Source organism: Actinoallomurus spadix (assembly GCF_024055725.1).
GTDB lineage: Bacteria > Actinomycetota > Actinomycetes > Streptosporangiales > Streptosporangiaceae > Actinoallomurus > Actinoallomurus spadix.
The window spans coordinates 233,315-253,717 of record NZ_JAMXMX010000002.1 but is presented as its reverse complement, the minus strand read 5'-3'; the positions used below and the strand labels follow the sequence as shown (position 1 = coordinate 253,717).

Annotated in this window: 20 protein-coding genes; 10 read left to right on the top strand and 10 right to left on the bottom strand. The window is 71.0% G+C overall.

The features are described 5' to 3' along the window. Positions 1-10: 10 nt before the first annotated feature. Positions 11-427, bottom strand: coding sequence for a Fur family transcriptional regulator (locus NE235_RS03205; protein ID WP_252799186.1), 417 nt, complete (start codon positions 425-427; stop codon positions 11-13). A 406-nt stretch (positions 428-833) separates the two neighbouring features. Beyond that, complete coding sequence (locus NE235_RS03200; RefSeq protein WP_252799184.1) at positions 834-1,832, bottom strand: SDR family NAD(P)-dependent oxidoreductase; 999 nt, start codon at positions 1,830-1,832, stop codon at positions 834-836. Between the two features lie 83 nt (positions 1,833-1,915). Between NE235_RS03200 and NE235_RS03195 the strand changes: the two genes are divergently transcribed. Then, the gene (locus tag NE235_RS03195; protein ID WP_252799183.1) at positions 1,916-2,830 is read left to right on the top strand and encodes an AraC family transcriptional regulator; all 915 of its coding nucleotides are present in this window, start codon (positions 1,916-1,918) and stop codon (positions 2,828-2,830) included. A 36-nt stretch (positions 2,831-2,866) separates the two neighbouring features. On the opposite strand, the gene NE235_RS03190 is transcribed toward NE235_RS03195, so the two are convergent. Beyond that, positions 2,867-3,352, bottom strand: coding sequence for an FABP family protein (locus NE235_RS03190; protein WP_252799181.1), 486 nt, complete (start codon positions 3,350-3,352; stop codon positions 2,867-2,869). A gap of 87 nt (positions 3,353-3,439) precedes the next feature. On the opposite strand from NE235_RS03190, the gene NE235_RS03185 reads away from it, so the two are divergent. From NE235_RS03185 to NE235_RS03175, 3 genes are read left to right on the top strand one after another with little or no spacing between them, the layout of a single operon-like run. Further along, positions 3,440-4,204, top strand: a complete 765-nt coding sequence (locus NE235_RS03185) for an E3 ubiquitin ligase family protein (protein ID WP_252799179.1) — start codon at positions 3,440-3,442, stop codon at positions 4,202-4,204. 10 nt (positions 4,205-4,214) lie between these two features. Beyond that, complete coding sequence (locus tag NE235_RS03180; protein WP_252799178.1) at positions 4,215-4,865, top strand: E3 ubiquitin ligase family protein; 651 nt, start codon at positions 4,215-4,217, stop codon at positions 4,863-4,865. 10 nt (positions 4,866-4,875) lie between these two features. Beyond that, on the top strand, positions 4,876-5,238 hold the full coding sequence (locus NE235_RS03175; protein WP_252799176.1) for a DsrE family protein: 363 nt from the start codon (positions 4,876-4,878) through the stop codon (positions 5,236-5,238). Between the two features lie 101 nt (positions 5,239-5,339). Here the strand turns inward: NE235_RS03175 and NE235_RS03170 are convergent, their stop codons facing one another. From NE235_RS03170 to NE235_RS03160, 3 genes are all read right to left on the bottom strand, one after another. Continuing rightward, positions 5,340-6,764 (bottom strand): purple acid phosphatase family protein, encoded by a 1,425-nt coding sequence (locus NE235_RS03170; protein WP_252799175.1) that lies wholly within the window; start codon positions 6,762-6,764, stop codon positions 5,340-5,342. Between the two features lie 180 nt (positions 6,765-6,944). Then, on the bottom strand, positions 6,945-7,346 hold the full coding sequence (locus tag NE235_RS03165; protein WP_252799174.1) for a VOC family protein: 402 nt from the start codon (positions 7,344-7,346) through the stop codon (positions 6,945-6,947). Positions 7,347-7,412: 66 nt separating this feature from the next. Further along, a complete protein-coding gene (locus NE235_RS03160; protein WP_252799172.1) occupies positions 7,413-8,063 on the bottom strand; it encodes a thermonuclease family protein in 651 nt (216 codons plus the stop codon). Between the two features lie 122 nt (positions 8,064-8,185). Between NE235_RS03160 and NE235_RS03155 the strand changes: the two genes are divergently transcribed. After that, on the top strand, positions 8,186-9,433 hold the full coding sequence (locus NE235_RS03155; protein WP_252799170.1) for a hypothetical protein: 1,248 nt from the start codon (positions 8,186-8,188) through the stop codon (positions 9,431-9,433). A gap of 7 nt (positions 9,434-9,440) precedes the next feature. Here NE235_RS03155 and NE235_RS03150 read toward each other — a convergent pair whose 3' ends face one another. The 4 genes from NE235_RS03150 to NE235_RS03135 form a co-directional block, all read right to left on the bottom strand. Next, on the bottom strand, positions 9,441-9,785 hold the full coding sequence (locus NE235_RS03150) for a DUF5955 family protein (protein WP_252799168.1): 345 nt from the start codon (positions 9,783-9,785) through the stop codon (positions 9,441-9,443). An 11-nt stretch (positions 9,786-9,796) separates the two neighbouring features. Continuing rightward, positions 9,797-11,623 carry a G protein-coupled receptor family protein gene (locus NE235_RS03145; protein WP_252799166.1) on the bottom strand — a complete coding sequence of 609 codons (1,827 nt, stop codon included), beginning with the start codon at positions 11,621-11,623 and terminating at the stop codon, positions 9,797-9,799. Between the two features lie 76 nt (positions 11,624-11,699). After that, complete coding sequence (locus NE235_RS03140) at positions 11,700-14,579, bottom strand: ATP-binding protein (protein WP_252799164.1); 2,880 nt, start codon at positions 14,577-14,579, stop codon at positions 11,700-11,702. A gap of 10 nt (positions 14,580-14,589) precedes the next feature. Further along, positions 14,590-15,594, bottom strand: coding sequence for a phosphotriesterase family protein (locus NE235_RS03135; protein WP_252799162.1), 1,005 nt, complete (start codon positions 15,592-15,594; stop codon positions 14,590-14,592). A gap of 580 nt (positions 15,595-16,174) precedes the next feature. On the opposite strand from NE235_RS03135, the gene NE235_RS03130 reads away from it, so the two are divergent. The 5 genes from NE235_RS03130 to NE235_RS03110 all read left to right on the top strand — a co-directional run bounded on the left by NE235_RS03130 (position 16,175) and on the right by NE235_RS03110 (position 20,393). Beyond that, positions 16,175-16,462, top strand: a complete 288-nt coding sequence (locus NE235_RS03130; RefSeq protein WP_252799157.1) for a WXG100 family type VII secretion target — start codon at positions 16,175-16,177, stop codon at positions 16,460-16,462. A 29-nt stretch (positions 16,463-16,491) separates the two neighbouring features. Beyond that, complete coding sequence (locus tag NE235_RS03125; protein WP_252799155.1) at positions 16,492-16,803, top strand: WXG100 family type VII secretion target; 312 nt, start codon at positions 16,492-16,494, stop codon at positions 16,801-16,803. Between the two features lie 197 nt (positions 16,804-17,000). Then, positions 17,001-17,750 carry a hypothetical protein gene (locus NE235_RS03120; protein ID WP_252799154.1) on the top strand — a complete coding sequence of 250 codons (750 nt, stop codon included), beginning with the start codon at positions 17,001-17,003 and terminating at the stop codon, positions 17,748-17,750. 5 nt (positions 17,751-17,755) lie between these two features. Then, on the top strand, positions 17,756-19,012 hold the full coding sequence (locus NE235_RS03115; protein ID WP_252799153.1) for a WXG100 family type VII secretion target: 1,257 nt from the start codon (positions 17,756-17,758) through the stop codon (positions 19,010-19,012). A gap of 25 nt (positions 19,013-19,037) precedes the next feature. Next, positions 19,038-20,393 (top strand): S8 family serine peptidase, encoded by a 1,356-nt coding sequence (locus tag NE235_RS03110; RefSeq protein ID WP_252799151.1) that lies wholly within the window; start codon positions 19,038-19,040, stop codon positions 20,391-20,393. The last annotated feature ends 10 nt before the right edge of the window (positions 20,394-20,403 follow it).

The window sequence follows — 20,403 nt, the reverse complement described above, 5'->3', positions numbered from 1 at the left end:
GACCGCAAGACTACGTCGTCCGGCAGTCACGGCAACGGCCGTAGACCGTGAGGTGCTGGACGTCGGTCTCGAAGCCGTACTCCTGCTCCAGGACGTCGACCAGACCCTTCGCGACGGCCGGCGTGACGTCGTAGACCTCGCCGCAGCCCCGGCACACCAGGTGGACGTGGTCCGCCTCGGTCGCCAGGTGGTAGGTCGGCGGCTTGTGCCCCAGATGGGTGTGCTTGACCAGCCCGAGCTGTTCGAGCAGCTCCAGGGTCCGGTAGATCGTGGAGATGTTGACGCCGCGCGCGGTCCGCTGCACCTCGGTGCAGATCTCCTCGGGAGTGCCGTGCCGCAACGCGGTGACCGCCTCCAGCACGAGCTGGCGCTGCGGGGTCACGCGATAGCCCCGCGCCCTGAGCTCCTCGTGCCATGGTTCCGCCACGACGCCGAGTTTATGTCCCCGGCCGCCTTCCCGCCGGGCCTCGCGTGCGACAGGTGGGGCGAAAACCTCCGGAAAATCCACTTGCCTTCGGCTCGGCGGCGACCTAATCTGCGGGCTAAGCGGGAAAGGAGGTGGTCCGAAAGTATGCATAGTACGAGGACTCGTGAGGTGGCTGTCCGTTAGCCGCTGTCCCGCCTCAGCCCCGCCCCAAAGCGGGTGAGGCCACCGGCCGAGGACGCGGCCGGCGAGTACCAGACAGACACCCGACCCCCGGGCCGGTCGACCCAGTCCTGTCGACCCCTGCGCCAGCAGGAGCAGCCCGGGGGTTGTCCTTTTCTCCGGATGACCGCACCACTCTCCGGACGGCCGGGCGGACCGCCCGCGTCGGCCCGGCACGCGCCGGTGCTCAGGCGGTGCGGAGGGCGTCGGTGCCGTACTCCCACAGCCGGTCCGCCGCCTCCGGGTCGAGTGCGTGGGCGGCCACGCGACCGGGTTCACCCTCGTACTCCCAGGTGATCCGTGCCTCCTGGTTGTCCTCGAAGTAACGGCCGGTGACGCCCTCCAGCAGAGGCGAGGCGGCCAGCAGTACGGACGTGGCGGCACCTTGCTCGGGAGTCTTGTAGTACGGCAGCGGCTTCACGTCGCCCTCGTCGTCCATCACGCCGAACGCACGCATGGTGTCGTCGTCGAGGTGCCGCTGCAGGCCGGTCAGAATGTATCCCGGGTTGAGCGCGTTGGCCGTGATCCCGTCGGCCGCCCAGCGGCGGGCGCCCACTGCGAGCAGGATGTCTGCGGACTTGGACTGTCCGTAGGCCGCCCAGGGGTCGTACGGCCGCCGCTCGAAGTGAGGATCCTCGAAGTCGAAGGGTGCGCCCTGGTGGGCGCCGGAACTGACGACCACGACGCGGGCCGAGCCGGCGTCCCGCAGCGCCGTGTGGAGGCCGGTGACCAGCGCGAAGTGACCGAGGTAGTTGGTGGCGAGCTGCATCTCCCAGCCGAACGGGGTGAGGGTGCGGGTGGGAAGGGCCATGATCCCGGCGTTCGCGACGAGGATGTCGAGAGGCCCGCGCCAGGCCCGCACGAAGGCGGCGACCGAGGTCAGATCGGATAGGTCGAGGGCCTCTGCGTGGACCGTGCCCGCTCCGCCGACGGCGGCCGGCTTCCGGACGAGCGGTTCGGCGACATCCGGGCGGCGGGTGGCGATCGTGACCTCCGCCCCGGCGGCGGCCAGGGCCCGGACGGTCTCGGCGCCGAGGCCCGAGGCACCGCCGGTGACCACGGCACGTCGACCGATGAGATCCACGCCGGCGATGACCTCGTCCGCGCGAGCACGGGAGGAGAAGGGAGTGGTCAGGAGGGCGGGGTCGGTCCGCGAATGCCCGTCGGCCTGGGAGTTTGTTGTCATAGGTCCACGCTACGGCGAGCCGGCTGGATGGAATATCATCCAGGATCCCTGGTTCTTTAGCGATCGTCCAGACCGAGGTGGTCATGGATCCTCTTGAGGATGTGCTGACCCTGTTGGAGACCCGCAGCTACCTGTCCGTGAGCCTGGCGGCGGGAGGTCACTGGGCCCTGCGGTTCGATCCCCCGCCGGCGGTGAAGTTCAACGCCGTCCGGCGCGGCTCCTGCCTGCTGGAGGTCGATGGGGTCGACGAGCCGATCGAACTGGCGGAGGGGGACTGCTACCTCCTCACCCGCCGGCGACCCTTCACGCTGCGCAGCGATCCGGAGGCCGTCCCCGTGGAAGCCGCCCCCGTGTTCGCCGGGGCGGACGGCGGCATCGCCAGGGTGGGTCAGGGCGACGATGTGTTCCTCATCGGCGGCGGTTTCTTCTTCGGGAGCCGCGCCCAGGAACTGCTGCTCGACCGGCTGCCCCCCGTCGTCCACCTGCCGGCCGGCACCCGGCACGCGGAAACGGTGCAGTGGGCGCTGACCTCGATCGACCGGGAGCTGACGCACCCGTCGATGGCCTCCACCCTGGTGGCGGAACATCTCGCCGTCGTCATGCTCGTCCACGTACTGCGTCTGCATCTCGAACGGGAACCGCACGCGGTGTCCGGGTGGTTGGCGGGCCTCGGAGATCGCGTGGTCGCGACGGCGCTGAGCGCCCTGCACCGCGATCCGGCACGCTCGTGGACCGTGGCCGAACTGGCGAGCACCGCCGCGGTATCCCGGTCCACCCTGGCCGCCCGCTTCAAGGCCACGGTCGGCCAGGGTCCTCTGGAGTACCTCACGCGGTGGCGCATCGAACTCGCGGCCCGGCAGTTGCGGGAAGGCAGTGGGACACTCGCCTCCATCGCCCATTCCGTGGGGTACGGATCGGAGAGCGCCCTCAGCGTCGCCTTCAAGAGGGTCCTGGGAGTGCCTCCCGGCGACTACCGCAAGCACCAGACGACGTCGTGACGCCGTCGGAGGAGGAGCCCCCGGCTCCCGTGACGCTCAGGACACGCGCTTGAGCTGGGCCGACAGGTGCGACTGCAGGCCCTGTCCCTCCGCCGCCATGTCGTACGCGTAGCCGAGGTCCTCACCGATCAGCCCGTACAGCCGCTTGCCCGCGGTGTAGTCCTTCGCGGTCTCGGTACGCGCCACCACGTCGGTGATCAGCTCGACCCGGTTGAACGCCGCCTGGCCCACGTAGATCTCGGCGATGCCCGTCGGATGCGCCAGGACCAGCTCGACCTTCCCGCCTGGATGCGCGCGCCAGTAACCGGTCTCGCGGGCGAGGGGATCCGCGAGGTTGCCTTCCTCGTCCAACCGCCAGGTACGGCTCGTGTAGATCAGGTACGGCTTGCCGATGTGGCTGAAGGAGATCTCCTGTCCGAAGCGGAAGCTCTCGATCGTCGGATAGCCGCCGACCCCGGCGCCCTCCCAGTCGCCGAGGAGGAACGCCAACGGTTCGAGGTCGGGATGCAGCTCAGGTTCCATGTTCGGCCAGCGTAGTGGCCCCGGCCCGACCGGCGACACCGCGCCGGCGGCACGACGACGCCCCGACCGGCCCCCGGAGGTACCCGCGTGATCATTTCGTTGATGTTCCTCGTCATCGGCCTGCCGCCCGTCGTACGGGCGTACCTCCGGCAGCGGAGGCACCGGGCGATGCGCGCGACGCCGACGCGTACCTGCGCCGACATCGCCGAGTACGACGAACCCGTCACCTGCGAGGTCAAGGGAACGGCCGTGCCCGGTCCCGGCGGGCCGGCCCGGGCCCCGTTCTCCGGACGGCCGTGCGTGTGGCATCGGACCAAGGTGACGGTCCGGTACGAGCACACCGAATACCGCGACGGCAAGAGCGAGACGACGACGCGCGAGCGGACGGTGCACGACGAGGTCCACGCGACGCCCTTCGCCGTCCGCGACCACACCGGTGAGATCACCATCGTCCACGACGGGGAGCCGGTCGACGAGCCCTCGCGCTCCCTGTCCCACTTCGAGCGTGCCGGCCGGGACGTCAACCTCTTCGGCCTGCGGTTCCGCGTCAACTTCAGCGACATCCAGGGGCACCGCTACGAAGAGTGGATCATTCCGGTGGATCAGCCGCTGTACGTCCTCGGCGCGGCGGCCGCCGGGGACACGGGACCGGTGATGCGGCGGCCGGAGAAGGGCCCGTTCATCATCTCGACCCGGTCGGAGGAGGAACTGTCGTCGTCCCTGCGGTTCGGCTCGTACCTCGGTTACATCGGGGGCGGCCTGTCCCTCGCCGCGAGCCTGGTCTGGCTGGTGCTCGAACTCGTCCACGTTGAACCGACCGCGCACCTGCTGCGTCTGATCGGCCCGGAGTGAAGGAGGACGGGTGTACGCCCTGATGACACTGATCTCGGCCGGAGTCGAGGCGGGCGCCGGCGCGATGGCCAGGACGATCGGCAGGGCGCGCCGCCGGCGGGCCCTGGGCGCCGCCGAGCCCCTCACCGGCAACACGCCTGGGTCGCCCCGCGAGGTCACCGGGCAGGCGGTGGCCGGCCCGGCCGGGCTCGTCACGGCGCCGCTGACGGGGCGGCCCTGCGTCTGGTACTCCGTGACCGTCGTCGAGCGGTACCGGGCATGGCGGCCTGGCCCCTTCGGCCCGACCAGGGTCGTCCGCGAGCTGACGGCGGCGGAGCGGACGAGCGGGCCGCTGTACGTCACCGGGGACACCGCCGCCGTACGCGTCGACCCGCGCGGCGCCGAACTGGAGCTCGGCGAGCCGTCGTTCACCGAGTTCGAGGACTCGCCGTACGGGCCGCTGGCCGCGCGGCTCGCGACGCTCCTGGGCGCCCCTCCGCGCCCCCGCCACCGGGATCGGACGATCGGCTTCCTCGTGGAGGAACGCGTGGTCGCGGCCGGTGAGCCGCTCCGGATCGTGGGGGCCGCTCGTACCGAATTGGGGGACCTGGTCCTCGGCAAGAGCACACTGCTGCCGCTGATCATCTCGCGCCACGTGCCGGTTTCCAGCCCGGGCGACTAGTGTGCCGGATATGGCACGATCACTCGTCATCAAGGTGACGGCGGGCGCCGACGCGCCCGAGCGCTGCAACCAGGCGTTCACGGTGGCCGCGGCCGCCGTCGCCAGCGGTGTTCCCGTCTCCCTCTGGCTGACCGGCGAATCATCCTGGTTCGCGCTGCCGGGCCGGGCCAAGGAGTTCGAGCTGCCACACGCGACCCCACTGGACGACCTGCTCGCGATCGTCCTGTCCGCCGGCCGGGTCACGGTCTGCACGCAGTGCGCGGCGCGCCGGGACATCACCGACGACGAGGTGCTGCCCGGAATCCGCATCGCGGGCGCGCCGACCTTCGTCGAAGAGGTCACGGCCGACGGCGCCCAGGCCCTCGTCTACTGAGCGCGGCAGCGGGTTCGCGGCGAGCGCGGGCTCACTGCCGCGCCGTGCGCCGGATCGGCGTCCCGTACCGTTCGGCGACGGGCGACCCGGGCGTGCGCGCGTCAGCGGGCCGCGCGCAGGCCGGACAGGTCGCGGGCGGTCACGCTGTTGCGGTCCGCGACCGACGGGCCGAACGAGAACTGCGGCCACAGCCCGCTGATCTCCTGCCGGCTGCGCTCGCTCCACTCCCTGGCCAGGTCGTCCCGGGTCTTGTAGAAGTTCAGCGCGTAGCCGCCGCTGTGCACGCGGAGGAGGTTGAACCCGCCGGGATACTCCTTCGTCGCCCCGACCTCCTGCTGGGTCACGTGCCGGCTGCCGGGCAGCACCGTGCGCTTGTTCCGGTGCGTGTGCCCCGCGTGGTGCAGGAACACTCCTGGCGTCCGTTCGTACGCCGCCATGATCGCGACCGTCTGCCCGGGGTTCAGCGAGGTGCCGCCGGCCGCCGCGAGCGGGTCGTCGAGGGACAGCAGAGGATGGTGGCCGAACACGATCGTGGGCTGGTCCCGATGCGCCTTCAGCTCGGCCTCGAACCAGGCGAACTGCTCCGCGGACAGCCCACCCGCGTCTCCTCCGTTGCCCGGCTTGTCGTAGGTGTCCAGCCCGATGACGTGCAGGCCGCCCAGGTCGTGGCCGAAGTACGTCGGCCCGTCGGAGAACACGTCGCGGAAGCAGTCACGGCCCTGCCATCGGCCGACCCGGCAGGCGGCGTACGCGTCGCCGTCGTGCGCGCGGTCGTGGTTGCCGCGCGCGACGAGGTAGTCGCGGCGGTAGGTGCCGAAGCCGTCGAGGATCCGCTTGGCCTCGTCCAGGTCGCCGGGCACCGCCTCGGAGGACACGTCCCCGGCCGCGAGGAGGTAGGTCGCGCCGCGTCGCCGCGCGTCCCGCACCATCGCCTCCGCCATGATCTTCGGGTACGGCGGCCGTCCCGGAGCCTGCGAGATGCCCTTGAACGGCAGCCCGCCGATCAGCCCAGCGACGGTCTCGCCCAGGTGCAGGTCGTTGCAGAGCGCGATGGAGAACAGGAAGCGCCCGGGCGGTGGCTGCGGCGTCGTGAACGAGAAGGCGCCGTCGCCCAGGGGGGTGCCGGCGGCGCCCGCCACCGAGGTCTGCGACGCCGCCCGCCCGTGCGAGCGCGCCTGGTAGTAGTACGTCCGGCCGGGCTCCAGCCCCGTCACCTCGACGTAGTGGTACGGCGTGCGGGCGGTCTCGCCGACGACGCGGGTCAGCCGCCCCGGCCGGGTGCCGATCACGATCTGGCCGTCGGCCGCGGCGGGCCGCATCCGCCCGAGCCCGTCGTCCGTCCCGGCGACACCGGTGTACCACGTGAAGACCGCGGTGGTCTCGGTGAGCGTGACGAGTTCGAGGTTGACCGGCCGTACGTCGGACGCCTGCGCCCGCGCCTCCCCGATCTCCGGCATGAGGGAGAACCCGGAGAGGAGCGCGCTCAGGCGCAGCAGGTCCCGGCGGCCGGGCCGACAGCAGAACATGGGCCGGACGCTAGGCCGCCGCCGATCTCAGGTCCATAGCGGCACAGGGACAACACCACCGTCAGACCACACTTGGCCATCACGGTCGTACCGTCGTGGCCCTGGGGCCCGCGAGCGATCATCTCTCGTGGGACCCCAGGGTTTTCCACACGCTGTGGACGATGAACGCCGAATCTGGCCCTACCGGGCTGGGTCCTCCCCGCTCGGAGTGACCCACTCGACGAGCTGCACGATCACCCCGTTCGGATCGGTGACCTGGAACAGCCGCTCTCCCCACGGCTCTTCGCGCAGGGGCATCGTGATCGTGACCCCCTCCGCGCGCAGGCGGGCCTCTTCGGCGGCGAGGTCGGTGACCACGAGCGCGATGATGAGGCCGGCCACATGCTGGTCCCGGAAACCCTCGGGAAGCACCTCGATCCCCCGCCGCAGGAAGACCACGTCCAGCGCGTCGTCGTCGCGGTGCAGCGAGACGAACCCCTCGGCGGACATCACCTCCTCGTATCCGAAGTGAGTGGTCAGAAAGGCGGCGGACGCCGCGACGTCCTCGACGGTCAGCGAGACGGCTGACGCGGTGACCTGCAATGGACTCCCTTTCACCATTACTCCGTACATCATACGACGTACAGCGTACTGGATTGAGTCGCCCGATCACCGCGATCCATGACAGGCACCCCAGAGGCCGACGCGGGTACGGCGTGCCGCCGCCTGCGCCGCACGCAGCACCGGGGCGTAGCGGGTGTTGGGCGGAATGACCAGCGTGCGGGAGAATCCGGTTCGCACCAGGTCCGCGGCGACGAGACGGCCGTCGCCCGTCCACAGGTGGAGGAGGCGGCGGCCGAACCGGTCGTAGGGCTCCCGATCGGCCGCGACACGCACCTCGGCGCCGGCCGGGGTCAGCCGGCGGAGGGCGCGGGCCGCCTCGGCGCCGAAGCACTCGTGGCGACTCCAGGTCTCCGGCGCGTCCACGCCGATGAGCCGGACGCGCAGGCCCCGGCCACCGACCCGCAGGATCAGCGTGTCCCCGTCGACGACGCGCACCACGCGCGCGGTCCACGCCCCGGGCGGCGGCCCCGGCCCGGCTCCGCCGTTCACCCGCCCGCCGTTCGCCCGCCCGCCGCCCTCGCGCCCGATTCCCTCAGGCTCGATGCGCTTGCGCCCGGCCCCCTCGCCTACGCCCTCTCCGGAGGCGGCCTCCGGCGGCCGCCGCAGGCCGCCCCGATGCGCCCCCGGCCCACCGACCGGGCCGACGGCGCAGACCGCCGCGAGCAGCCCCGCTCCGACGAGAGCCCATCTCCACATGACCGAAAGTATCCGAGGACGCACCGACAGTCGCCGGCCGACTTCGTGATCGAGGTGTGTCCTATGGCCGCCCATAAGTAACCGCCAGTAGGCACAATCTCGTACGGGAAGGGGAGAAGTGGATGAAGTGTCCGGCCTGCGATAGCCACACGCCTTCAGGGCGTTCGACGTGTACCCGCTGCGGGGCGTCCCTCCCCGCGGTCGATCCGTATCGGGAACCGGAGGCCCCACCGCACGGCCGGGCCCCGTCGCCGGGCCGGGAGACTCCGCCGCCCGAGCGGGGTCCCTTCCAGCCGAAGGACGGTGCGACCGCCGAGTCCGCTCCGGTCGAGGCCACACCGACCGGCACCGGGCCGGCCGAGGTCAGGGCCGCCGAGGCCGCACCTGCCGAGACCGCACCTGCCGAGACCGCACCTGCCGAGACCGGGGCGGCCGGGAACAGGCCGGCCGAGGAGGGGGAGGCCGAGACCCGGCGGATCGAGGAGGAGCGGGCCGAGACCCGGCGGATCGAGGCGCCGCTCGACGCATTAACGGCGCCGATCGAGGGCGGTCTCGCCGGGGAGCGTACGGCGTCACCGCCGGACCTGCCCGCCGAGGAGGGCGACGGGCCGGGCTCTCCCCTGGGCACCTCCTGGGTCGACGAGCACGGCCTCCGGCATTGGGGGGCTCCGCCGACCGCGTGGGACGCGGCCGCCCAGCGGGCGCGGCACGGGCATCGCAAGGCCCCGGACGGCAGGCGGAGACGGTGGGCGGCTCTCGCGGTGACCGCCGGGCTCGTCGCCGTCACCTCCTTCGGTGTGGTGCTCGCGCTCGGCCTGTCCGAAGGCTCGCATCCGGCGGCAGGGCACCGTACGGGTTCGGAGTCCAGCGCGGCGCCGCCGACCGAGGAGCCGAGCGGCACGCCGGAGGCCGGTGAGTCACCCTCGGACACCACGGGTCAGGCCACCGCGGTCAACGCGATCCTGAGCGCGGGCAGGGACACCCACGGCAAGCTTTCCGTCAGCCTCGAGACCTGTAACGACCTCGTCGCGGCGATCCCAACGTTCCAAGAGGTCGTCCAGGACCGGCAGGGCGAGCTCGAGCAGGCCCGGCAGGTGTCGACGGACCGCCTGCCCGGGGGTGCCGACCTCAAGCAGGCGATGATCGACGCCTACTCGGCATCCCTGGACGCCGACCAGGCGTACCTCGCCTGGGCCCAGGAGGCGGAGGCCCAAGGATGCGACGGGGACGCTCTCCCGCAGTCCGCGAACCAGGACGCGGTCACGGCCGCGAACGACAGGGCGGGACCCGCCAAGCGCCGGGTCGTCGCGCTGTGGAACCCGATCGCGCAGAGCCAGGGGCTGCCGGCCTACCAGTGGAAGGAGCTGTAGGCCGTCGTCAGGGCAGGTGCACGCCGAGCTTGGCGGCGACCTCCTTCACGGCGGCGGCCAGCGCGCCGATCGCCGCGACGCGTTCGGACAGCCGCGTGAGGGTGTCGGTGAGGCGGCGCTTGTCGGGCTTGTCCTTGCCGGCCTGGTCGCGTACGTCCTCGAGGTCGGCGCGGGCCTCCTCGCCCTCCTCCAGCCGCGGCGCGTGCTCGTCGAGCAGCCGTTCCAGGCGCGTCAGGGCGTCTTCGGCGGCGGTGGATCCGACGGCGCCGATGGTCATGTTGCGGTTGTCCTGCGTACCGGAGCCTGTGTTGATCGGCCCCTGGTTGCCGCCGCTGATGTTGAGATCGCCCATGCTCTCCTCTTCTAGGTGATCGTCATGCCCCGGTTGTCCTGTCTGCCGGAGCCGGTGTTGATCGGGCCGTAGTTGCCGCCGTTGATCATCACGCTCTGCTCGATGATCTGGTTGGCCTGCATGCGGTACGCCGACACGTCGATGTCGTGGCTCTGCAGATGGTCGAGCACGGCCTCGTGCAGGCGCCGCTCGATGAGCCGGGAGTACTTGTGCGCGTCCAGGACCTGGAGGTAGGTCGGCAGCGTCTCCTCGGCGCCCAGTTCCCGTACGCTCAGCCGGGCGCCGTAGTCGTACGCCGTGAAACGCTGGGGCTGCTGGTCGGCCCGGAGCCTGGCGATCGCCATCTGGGCGAGTGTGCGGATCGCCCGGAACGGCGCGAAGACGCCGTCGCTCAGCGCGGCGAGCCAGCGGTGCCGTACCGCCAGCCCGATGAGCGCCGCGTCGGTGCACGAGGCCAGGTGGTCGACCAGGTGATACTCGCTGCGGATGGGCGGCAGCACGTCGGCCACGAACTGCGCGTAGAGCATGTGCCCCTCCACCGCGAGGTAGATGAACACCGAGACGACGATGTCCTGGTCCTCGGCGGGCGCGATGACCCGGCCGGCGGCGTCGCGGACCGTCTGGCCCTCCGCCCCGACGGTGACGCGCTGGTAACAGCGGACGCCGCCTTGCGGGTGCCGGATGATCGCTTCCTGTGCCGCCTCGGTGGTCTTGGAGAACGGCACGCCCGCCGTCACGTCGATCAGGGGGTGACCGGCGTAGTCCGGCCGGTCGCCGCCCGGCTCGGAGGGCCGCGGGTACTGCGTGCAGTCGCCGCGTGCCACGACGTGGTAGTCGATGTTGAGCCCGGCGATCCGTTCGTTGGCCGGGAGCCGCAGGCGCGGGTCGGACCGGTCCGGCCGGTCGTCCTCGGCGGTCGGCCATTCCTCGCTCATCGCCATGAGCCGGCGGCGTACGTGCTCGTGCAGCGCCACCGGGTCGATGGTCTGCGGCGTCCCGTCCGGCGTGGCGGGACGGTCGAGTTCCACCACGATCGACCAGGCCCTGGCCCATGGGGAGTCGGGCGCCCCGGAGCCGAGGAAGGGGTTGCCGCCGGAGTACAGGGTGACGTTACCGACCTGGGCGTCGACCAGCCGCTGGGCGTGGTGCCGTACGCGCTCGGTGAGGACGTCCAGCGGCGGCGTCGGAGTCCCCGGGGCGAGGTCCGTGCGCATCATCCGGAAGACCAGCACCTGCCAGCCGAAGGGGATGACGAGCATCGCGAACCCGAGCAGGAAGGTGCACGTGGCCCACAGCCCCAGGTTCCCCCAGAACGCGGTGGGGGTGGGCGGCGACTCCCCCGGCGACCCGATTCCGGAGAACAGCCACGTGATCCCGCGCGCCCAGATGAACACCACTAACCCGCTGACCAGTGAGAACAGGAGGTAGAGCACCGCCAGAGCCCAGGCGATCTTGAAGCGCCGGCCCCACCCGAAGCGCCGCCAGGGTACGAGCCGGGCCAGGGCGAACGGCACCGCCAGCGAGTAGTAGGTCGACACCGAGCCGGGGCTGATCGACAGGCAGCCGAGCAGGAGCGCCCAGATCGTGACGTCGCGGATGAGCTGCAGCCGGCGGGCGCGAAGGGAGTGCGAGATCACCGGTCCGACGTCGAAGCCGTACGACGGGACGACGGCGCGGTGCTCGGCGTCGACGAGTTCGTCGATGACCTTCCGGCAGAAGCGCTCGTCGAGGTAGGCGGCGGCGCAGAGGTACCGGGTCGCGTCGCTCATGCGACGCGGGATCCCGCCCCGCCGCGCGTGCTGGAAATGACCCTCGATCCGCACTGACTCCGCCACCATGCGGGGATGGTAAGCACCCCACGACGCGGGATCCCGGGCGAAGCGCACAGATGATCCCCGATCGTGACATCGGGGGTCAGCCGGAGAAAGGCGGGGGGCCGTCCGCGTCGGCGAGGCCCGCGATGAGGCGGTCCGGCCACGACAGGACGTGGGGCAGCCAGGCGGCCCGCAGCGTCTCCGCGACGTGCCGGAGGCGCTCGTCGGCGTCCACGCCGATCGCGACGACCGCGAGGTCGCGGTCGAACTCCGCGTGGTCGTCGCCGCCGAGGATCGCCGTCCGGGCGATCGGCCGGTTCGCGTCCAGCCCCATCGACAGGGGGTGCCGGCGCAGTGCGCGGACCCGGTGGCCGAACAGCGGCTCCGCGGGCTCCCGCAGTCCCGGCAGTTCGTACTCCAGCGGCGGCGCGGGCGCGTACTTGTCCGGCACGCCCTGGCCGGCCGGGAACAGCCGGTCCATCTCGTGCAGCCAGCGCAACTGCGGGATCATCCACTCGGCGCCGGGCCGGACGCCCGCCAGGCCCGCCTCGCCGCCGAGCAGCCGGTCCGCGACGCCCGCGACGGTGGCGGTGAGCCGCTCCGGGGCGTACGCGGTGCGCAGCGCCTCCGAGCGGCGGCCGACGGCGCGGTCGAGGACCGTCGCGAGCGTGCACTCGCGCAGGCGCACGGGCCGCGCCGCCCATTCGACGCGGAGGTCGGCCGGGACGGCCGGTGCCGGGCGGTCGGCGACGTGCGCCAGGACGAGCGTGTCCGCCCAGACCCGCAGCCACCCCCACGCGGTGGCCGAGGCGAGCAGGTCGGCCTCCCGCAACTCGTACAGCGAACACGCCCGGCCGTCGCGGCACACGCTGCCGCAGGCGGCGGACCGGCGGCTCGCGACCGGCGGGACGGGGCCGGGCAGCACGCGCTCCCGGTCCTGCCCGAGCGGCACGCGGATCCGTACGGGACGGTCCATGCCGTCCGCGAACGCGGCGGCCACGCCCGGCGGCAGCGACACGACCTCGCGGGACTGGTGCTCGTCGAGGTTCATGGCGGCGCCGACGAGACGGCGGTCGTCGTGGGCGGGCAGCCGGTGGACGACCTTCAGCGCGGTGTTCTTCACGACGTCGGGGACGAGCTTGGTGGGGATCTGCTCGGCCACGACGATGCCCTCGCCGTACGCGCGGATCTCGGCGAGCATCCCGGCGAACAGCTCGACGGCGTGCGCTCCGGCGCTGTTCTCGCCGCGGTTGCGCAGCAGGCGGTGCGCCTCCTCGATGACGATGACGTGGCCGAGGCCGCTCGGGGTGCGCCCGTCGCGGGCGCGCAGCCGCAGGTGCTCGACGATCCGGATGATCAGCGTGCCCATGAGGAACGCCTTGTCCTCGTCGTTCGCGACGTCCTCGATGGCGAGGACGACGTTGCGGCCCAGCAGCCCCGCGATGTCGGCGGGGTGGCCGCCCTGGAAGAACCGGCCCGCCGAGCCGATGCGCAGGGACCGCAGCCGTACGTCGACGAAACCCCGCACGTCGGCCATCAGCTCCTTGCCGTAGCCGACGTCGCCGATCACGTCGAGGGCGGCGTTCTGCAGCTGCTCCAGGGTCGGGACGGCGGGTTCGATCGGGGAGCCGGGGCGGCCCCGGCCGGTGACGACGTCCCAGCCGTTCGCCTCGTACACGCGCTGCAGCGCCTGCGACATGATCTGCGGGAACGGCTCCTCCGCGTCGAACGCCGCCTGGAACAGCGCCCGGACCATGTCGATGTGCGCCTGGACGGGGTACCCGGGCTCGGGCGCGAGCGGGTTCACCGAGAGGGGCACCGAGGCCGGGTCGGACGGGTTGATGACGGTGACCGGCGCGCCGACGCGGCCGGACATCGCGGCGTACTCGGACTTGGCCGGTTCGATGGCCAGCCAGGGGATGCCGGTGCGGGTGAGCTGTTCGAGCAGGTGCCGGACGGTCTGCGACTTGCCGGACCCGGTCGACCCGGTGACGAAGACGTGGCGGTTGAGGGTCTGCAGCGGCACCGTGAAGGTCCCGACCCGGCGGTCCTGGCCGTCGAGGATCGCGCCGAGACCGACCCCGGGCCCGTCGGCGGCCGTCTCCGCGCCGACCTCGGAGGTCACGTCGAAGTAGCCGGCGTCGAGGACCCGCAGGCCCGGCACCTCGCGGCGGGGCAGGCCGGCCAGCGCGGCCAGGGCGCCCGCGGTCGCGACGAACGGCGACCGCAGGTCCTGGTCCTGGGTGTCGACGTGCATCGCCTCGTGGAAGCGCACGGGCCGGCCGCCGGAGCGGAGGCGGTACGGGTGGTGGCTCATCTCCACCGAGCCGACGAGCACCGGGGCGATCTGGTCGAGCGCCTGCGCCGACGCGGCGCCCGCGAGGACCCGGACGTTCCACAGGCCGGCCTCCTGGAAGGCGTCCAGCTCGGCCAGGCGGCGTTCGAGGCGTTCGACGGCGAGCTCGTCGTCGCCCCGGCGGCGCATCTGCAGTTCGTACTGCAGGTCGGTGACCGCGTCGCGCAGCACCTGCTCACCGCACTGCTCGGCGATGACGAGCCACCCGAACGGCCGGTCCATGAGCGTCACGAGCGTCGACTCGAACAGGCTCGGGCCGGTGCCCGGGCGCGACGACGCCAGTGGCGGCGCCAGCCGCGCGGGGCAGCGGCTCCACGTCATCGCGGCGGCGTCGTCGAGCCACTCGTCACCGATCGGGACGCCGCGGGCGCCGTGGGGGAACAGCAGGCCCTGCTGCCGGTCGTGCGTGAGGTGCAGCGGCCCGGCGTTGGTGATCAGTTGCAGCGGCGCGCCGCCGCCCCGCGACATCCAGCCCACGACGAACGGCCGCCCGCCCTGCGCCGCGGACAGCACGGCCGGCAGCACGCTCACGAAGTCCCACTCCGCCGACGCGCCGTGCGCCGGCGACAGGATCGCCTGTATGCGATACCACGGCCCCTGCAGTCCCCCGGTCACACCTGCCACACCGGAAGGATTACAGGGCCGCGCCCGCCATGCCAGCCGTCGTGAAGTACCGCCGTGGATTGTCGGCGAGCATCTGGTCGAGCTGCGCCTCGGAGACGCCGCACTCGCGCAGCGCGGGCAGCACGTCGTCGGGGATGTGGTTGTAGTTCCAGTTCGGCATCGCCGTGGTCATCACCTGGTCGTGGGCGCCGCCGAAGTAGTCGATGAAGCAGCTCGCGTCGTGGCTGAGCACCATGCGGTCGGCGTAGCCGCGCTCGCAGAGGGTGGCGATCGTACGGACCCGTTCCGACGTCGGGTTGTAGACGTCGAGGCCGAAACGGTCCATGCCGAGGATCGCGCCGGTGTCGGCCAGCTCCATCAGGTAGTCGAGGTCGTTGCTGTCACCGGCGTGCCCGATGACCACCTTGGACAGGTCCACGCCCTCCTGGCGGAACAGGTCGACGGCGAGGCGCCCGGCCTGGATCGCGCTGGAGGTGTGCACGGTGATCGGCGCGCCCGTCTCACGGTGGGTACGCGCGACGGCGCGGGCGATGCGCTCGACGCCCGGGGTCAGGCCCTTCGCCTCGATCACGCACTTGAGGAACGCCGCCTTGACGTTCGTGCCCGCGATGCCCTCGACGATGTCCCGCGTGAAGTCCTCGACCATCGGCTCGGGCATGTCCATGAGCAGGCCCGGTCCGCGGTGCTCGTACTGGTGGGGCACGTCGTCGAAGGAGTACAGGCCGGTGGCGACGATGATGTTCAGCTCGGGCACCTGCTCGGCGACCCGCTGGACGCGCGGGATGTAGCGGCCGAGCCCCCACACCGTCGGGTCGACGATGGTGGTGATGCCCTTCGCCGCCAGGGTCCGGAGCTTGGCGACGGCGTCCTGGACGCGCTCCTCTTCGTTCCACCATGCGCCCGCGCCGTAGTTGTCGACGTGCTCGGTCGACAGGACGAAGACATGTTCGTGCATCAGCGTCCGGCCGAGCTCGGAGACGTCGACAGGACCGCGAACGGTCTGCACAGCGGGCATGAATGGGCCTCCCTTGGCACATACCGACCAGTCGGTATCGATCAACGTAACCGGGTGTCCGAATCCACGTCAAAGCGATCGGGAGGCGGCGCCTGGGTCGTCGGGCGCGAGGGCGGGGACCGGGCGCCGCGGAGGGCGGCCGTGGCGGGCGGGCCGCAGCCCGGAGGAGACCGGCCATGCCTCCGCCGGAATGGTTCAGACGTTCACCATGCCGGAACGGTTCCATGCACTCACCTCTCACTTATGACACAGCCGCGACACCCTTAAAGGGCGCATTCCTCAAGTGAGGTTTTCGCAGGTCAGATGGCCTTAGCGCGAACACCCGAGGCAGGTAACGCTTACATAACGATCAATGCCCGCTGCGACGGGTACTTGACTTTTCCAAATCACCTGGACATCGAGTGCCGGCCAGTCGTATTCTGGTGATCGTTTGTAGGACGGGGTGTGCTCCGACGACCTTCGCCACCACAGGCAGGACGAGGAGTTGGTGACGGGGCGACTACACACCGTAAGTCGAGCTCGCGGAGGTAACGAGTCGATGGCCGCTGCAGCGGGAAGCGCAAGCGTTGGTCGCGAACACATGGCCACAGCACGGGCGAAGGTCGATGAGACGGTGCGAGAGTTCCGTGCCATCATGAGCGCCTTCGCCAGCTCCAGCAACGAGCTGATGGCGCACTGGAAGGGCCCGTCCGCGGACGTCTTCGCCAGGGCGTGCAAGGTGTACGAGGACGAGTTCCTCACCATGTTCCAGGCTCTGGACACTGTGGGCGAGCGGCTCGGCATCTCCAAGAACAAGTACGACGCCTTCGAGGAGAGCCAGTCCGACCAGGCCAACAAGATCATGTCGCTCCTCAACAACCGCAAGTAAGACAGCACTCGGCTCGGAAGGAGACGCACATGAGCAACGAGGCAGCAGACCTCACCTACGTCAATTTCGGTGGCCTGGCGGCCGGCGAGGAGAACCTTCAGAAGCTCCACGACCGCCTCGTCGCGTCGCTACGGGACCTCGAGACGACGCTGCACCGCGAGTTGGCGGAGTGGTCCGGCGGCGCCGAGGCGGCCTACGGCGACCAGAAGCGCATCTGGGACAAGTCGGCTGCGGACATGCAGAACATCCTGAACGCCCTGCGGCAGGGCGTCGGGACGGCCAACGAGGCGTTCCAGCAGGCCGAGCGGGACAACGTCAGGCTCTGGTCCAACCACGGCTGACGACCCCGGTACCGGCACCACCAGGTGGACGGTGATGCGCGGCGACGGGGCTCGCCGTAACTCATGATGACCTCGGCCGCGCACGCGCCGAGGTCATCGTCTTTTCACGTCAAGGAACCGAGCCGGTCACCAGGGCGTCTCATCGCCAGGCCATGCCATGATCCGGTCGACCATCTGATACTTGCTGAGGGTGCACAATGGGCGACGACAAGCAAATCACTCAATTCGGCGGTAAGGCCCTGCCGACCTACGACTACAAGGGCCGGAAGCTCATCTGGTATCAGGACGATAACCAGACGACCCGGGCGCCCGTCCCCGATCCAACCCATGATCCCAGCAAGCCCGGCACGTCGGCCGGCTCATCGACCTCGAACGATGAGCATGCCTATCTGTACTACGTCTACGCCGATCCCAAGACCGACGACGAACGAAAGTACAACGCCACTCAGTGGAAGTCCTTCCAGGAGGAGGACGCCGCCGACCATAGCGATGCCACTGCGGCCGACGATAAGTCGATCAAGAATGCGTACTATCCGACGCCGCCTCCCATCGACAAGAACTGGCCTGGGATAGGCCGGAAAAAGGGCATCAAGCACGACAGCCACGCGATCCAGAGCATCCAGGACACCCTCGGTAAGGATTTCAAGACCTACGAGGCCGACTGGAAGCAGGGCGATGGAAGCATCGACGACATCGAATACGGGGCCGCCCTCCAGCACAAGGAGATCGGGGACTGGGATGTCGCGAAGCAGTTCCATACGACGATCGAGCAATTGCGGGGCACCATCAAGAACTTCTACGGTGGCTTCCTGTCCCAGCAGGGCGCCGCGATAGCCGCTCTGGGCACCACCCGGGCGAACGTCGCCGGCGCCAACGCCAAAGCCGCCGCGGCGACGCCGAAGATAACCCAGCAGCAGCCCACCCAGCAGAACACTGGGGAGTACTGACGGCCATGACCAGTGGATTCCAAGCGGTAACGATCAAGGACAAGCCGCTCGACGAGGGTAAGGACGCCTACGGCGACACCAGTCTGGAGAAGGTCGACGCCTGGCTGGACGAGACGAATCCCACCCGGATCGCGCAGGCGGCCAACACCTACCTCGCAGCCGCGAAACGTGTCGCCGCGACCAGGGACCTGATCAAGAAAAAGGCGCAGGATCTCGCCGACGCGTGGGACGACGAGGGCGCCGAAGAGGCCCAGAAGGCGCTCTACAAGCTCTGGTACTCGGCCGACCAGGTGGCCACGTCGTGCCAGACCGCCGGTGACTCCCTGAAACTCCTCGCCGAGCAGCTCAGCTGGTACAAGGCGAAGGACAACCGGCCCGGCTACGGAGCACACACGTGGGATGAGGCCTTCAAGTCGAAGGACGCGCACTGGCACGCGCGGAACTACCTGCAGCGGCTCAATAAGCGGATCATGGAAGCCCACGCGAAGATCCCCGCAGTCGTCACCCAGGATCTGCCCGGCCTGACCCCCGGCGACAACATCGACGGTAGGGATCCGTTCAAAACGAACAGTGCTTACGACCCCAGATTCCCCGGTGGCGTGGACCCCAGCGCCTACAACAGCAAGAACCCGTACGGGAACGACCCCAAGGACCCGTTCGGCAACGGGAAGAACCCGTACGGGGATGGCCAGGACCCGTACGGCAACGGCACGGACCCCTACGGCAACGGCACGGACCCCTACGGCAACGGCACGGACCCCTACGGCAACGGCACGGACCCCTACGGCAACGGCACGGACCCCTACGGGAACGGGGGAACCGATCCGTACGGCAACGGCAGCTCCATTCCCAAGACCGACCTCGCCGGTTACGACCCCAACGGCGGCAAACTGTCCGACTTCGGGTCGGGGCCGTCGACCAACCTGGGCAACGGTCACTTCCCTTCCGGTTCCGGCGTCGGACCGGGCGCGGGGACGGGGCCGGGGGCGGGCGGGTTGCCCCCCGGACGCCTGGCGAACGCGCCTGGTGGCCCCGGGGCCGCAGGAGTGAACGCGGCCGAGGCCGCCGCGATGCGCAACGGCATGCCGTACATGCCGATGATGCCTGGTCACGGCCAACCGAACCAGAACCAGGAACAGCAGAGTTCGACCTTCCTGGTCGACGACAGCGACGCCTTCGTCGACGATCACCCGGTCTCCCCCGCTCTGCTCGGGCACACGCCCCCGCCGCCGAAGGACGGCCGGCGCTACCGACAGACCTGACGAGAACGAGGAAAGGCGGTTATACGTGACGGGATGGGCCCGCCGCGTGTCCGCGCTGTGCGCGGCTCTCGCGATCGTCGGAACGACGGCCGCACCCGCGGGGGCCCTCCCGCGACCGCGCGATGAGGAGTGGTGGTTCTCCGCCTGGGCCATCACCGGCAAGGTCTGGTCACTGAGCCAGGGCGACGGTGTGACCGTCGCCCTCCTGGACACCGGGGTCAACGCCGGCCTCCCGGAACTCGACGGCGCCGTCGTACCGGGGACGGACACGACCGGCCGGGGCGGTGACGGCCGTACGGACATCGACGTCGAGTCGCAGGGTCACGGCACGTCCATGGCGGCGCTCATCGCCGGCCAGGGCGGCCGGACCGGCATGGTCGGCGTGGCCCCGCACGCGCGGATCCTTCCGGTCGTCGTCACCAACGGCCGGGAAGGCGACCTGGCGAACTCGCTGCCGCCCGCCATCCGGTACGCCGCGGACCACGGCGCCAAGGTCATCAACATGTCCCAGGCGAACCCGGCCTCCATGTATCCCGGCCACTGCCCCTCCGGGCTCCGAGAGGCGATCGCCTACGCGCTGCGCCGGGACGTCGTGGTGGTGGCCGGCGCGGGCAACACCGGAAGTGCCGACAACGCGCCGCAACTGCCCGCCGCCTGCCCCGGTGTCCTGGCCGTCGGCGCGCTGGACAACGCGAAAGGGGTCTGGGACAAGACGCAGCGGCAGGACTACGTGTCGGTCGCCGCACCCGGTGTTCACGTCGGGGTCCTCCTGGCGAACGGCACGTTCGACCCCGAGTACAGCGGGACCAGCCAGGCCGCGGCGCTGACCTCCGGCGCGGTCGCCCTGCTGCGCTCCCGGTATCCGGACATGCGGGCGCCCGAGGTCGTCCGGCAGATCGTGGGCACGGCGAAGGACGTCGGCGCGCCCGGCCCCGACACGGCCAGCGGCTACGGCGTCGTCATCCCCGGCGCGGCGCTCCAGCGCCAGGCACCGGCCGGCGCCGGCTACCCGGTGGTCCGGCAGATGGAACAGCTCGCGTCGTCCGGCGCGCCCGCGGACTCGGCCGGACCGTCGTCGCCGAAGGCTCCGGCGGGCCGACACAACGACGGCGGCGGCGGACTCCCCCCGCTGGTGCTCTTCGGAGTCGGCCTCTGCGCCCTGATCATCGTCGTCGCGGTCGTCGCCGCCGCCCGCCGGCGATCCGGCGGGACGCCGCCTCCGGACGATGCGCCGCCCGCACCAGGCTCACCGAGCCGGTTCGTCGCACCGCCGCACGCGGGCGCGGAGCCGGACCGTACGCCGCCACCGGACGTCGCCCCACCGGGTGGCACTCCGACGTTCCTGCCGCCCGTGGATCCACCCGGAGAAGGGCGCCACTGAGCCTGTCCCC

Coding starts and splice junctions, on each gene's coding strand:
- NE235_RS03200 (WP_252799184.1), bottom strand. CDS start 1,832: ATGACAACAAACTCCCAGGCCGACGGGCATTCGCGGACCGACCCCGCC.
- NE235_RS03195 (WP_252799183.1), top strand. CDS start 1,916: ATGGATCCTCTTGAGGATGTGCTGACCCTGTTGGAGACCCGCAGCTAC.
- NE235_RS03190 (WP_252799181.1), bottom strand. CDS start 3,352: ATGGAACCTGAGCTGCATCCCGACCTCGAACCGTTGGCGTTCCTCCTC.
- NE235_RS03175 (WP_252799176.1), top strand. CDS start 4,876: ATGGCACGATCACTCGTCATCAAGGTGACGGCGGGCGCCGACGCGCCC.
- NE235_RS03170 (WP_252799175.1), bottom strand. CDS start 6,764: ATGTTCTGCTGTCGGCCCGGCCGCCGGGACCTGCTGCGCCTGAGCGCG.
- NE235_RS03160 (WP_252799172.1), bottom strand. CDS start 8,063: ATGTGGAGATGGGCTCTCGTCGGAGCGGGGCTGCTCGCGGCGGTCTGC.
- NE235_RS03155 (WP_252799170.1), top strand. CDS start 8,186: ATGAAGTGTCCGGCCTGCGATAGCCACACGCCTTCAGGGCGTTCGACG.
- NE235_RS03150 (WP_252799168.1), bottom strand. CDS start 9,785: ATGGGCGATCTCAACATCAGCGGCGGCAACCAGGGGCCGATCAACACA.
- NE235_RS03145 (WP_252799166.1), bottom strand. CDS start 11,623: ATGGTGGCGGAGTCAGTGCGGATCGAGGGTCATTTCCAGCACGCGCGG.
- NE235_RS03135 (WP_252799162.1), bottom strand. CDS start 15,594: ATGCCCGCTGTGCAGACCGTTCGCGGTCCTGTCGACGTCTCCGAGCTC.
- NE235_RS03130 (WP_252799157.1), top strand. CDS start 16,175: ATGGCCACAGCACGGGCGAAGGTCGATGAGACGGTGCGAGAGTTCCGT.
- NE235_RS03125 (WP_252799155.1), top strand. CDS start 16,492: ATGAGCAACGAGGCAGCAGACCTCACCTACGTCAATTTCGGTGGCCTG.
- NE235_RS03120 (WP_252799154.1), top strand. CDS start 17,001: ATGGGCGACGACAAGCAAATCACTCAATTCGGCGGTAAGGCCCTGCCG.
- NE235_RS03115 (WP_252799153.1), top strand. CDS start 17,756: ATGACCAGTGGATTCCAAGCGGTAACGATCAAGGACAAGCCGCTCGAC.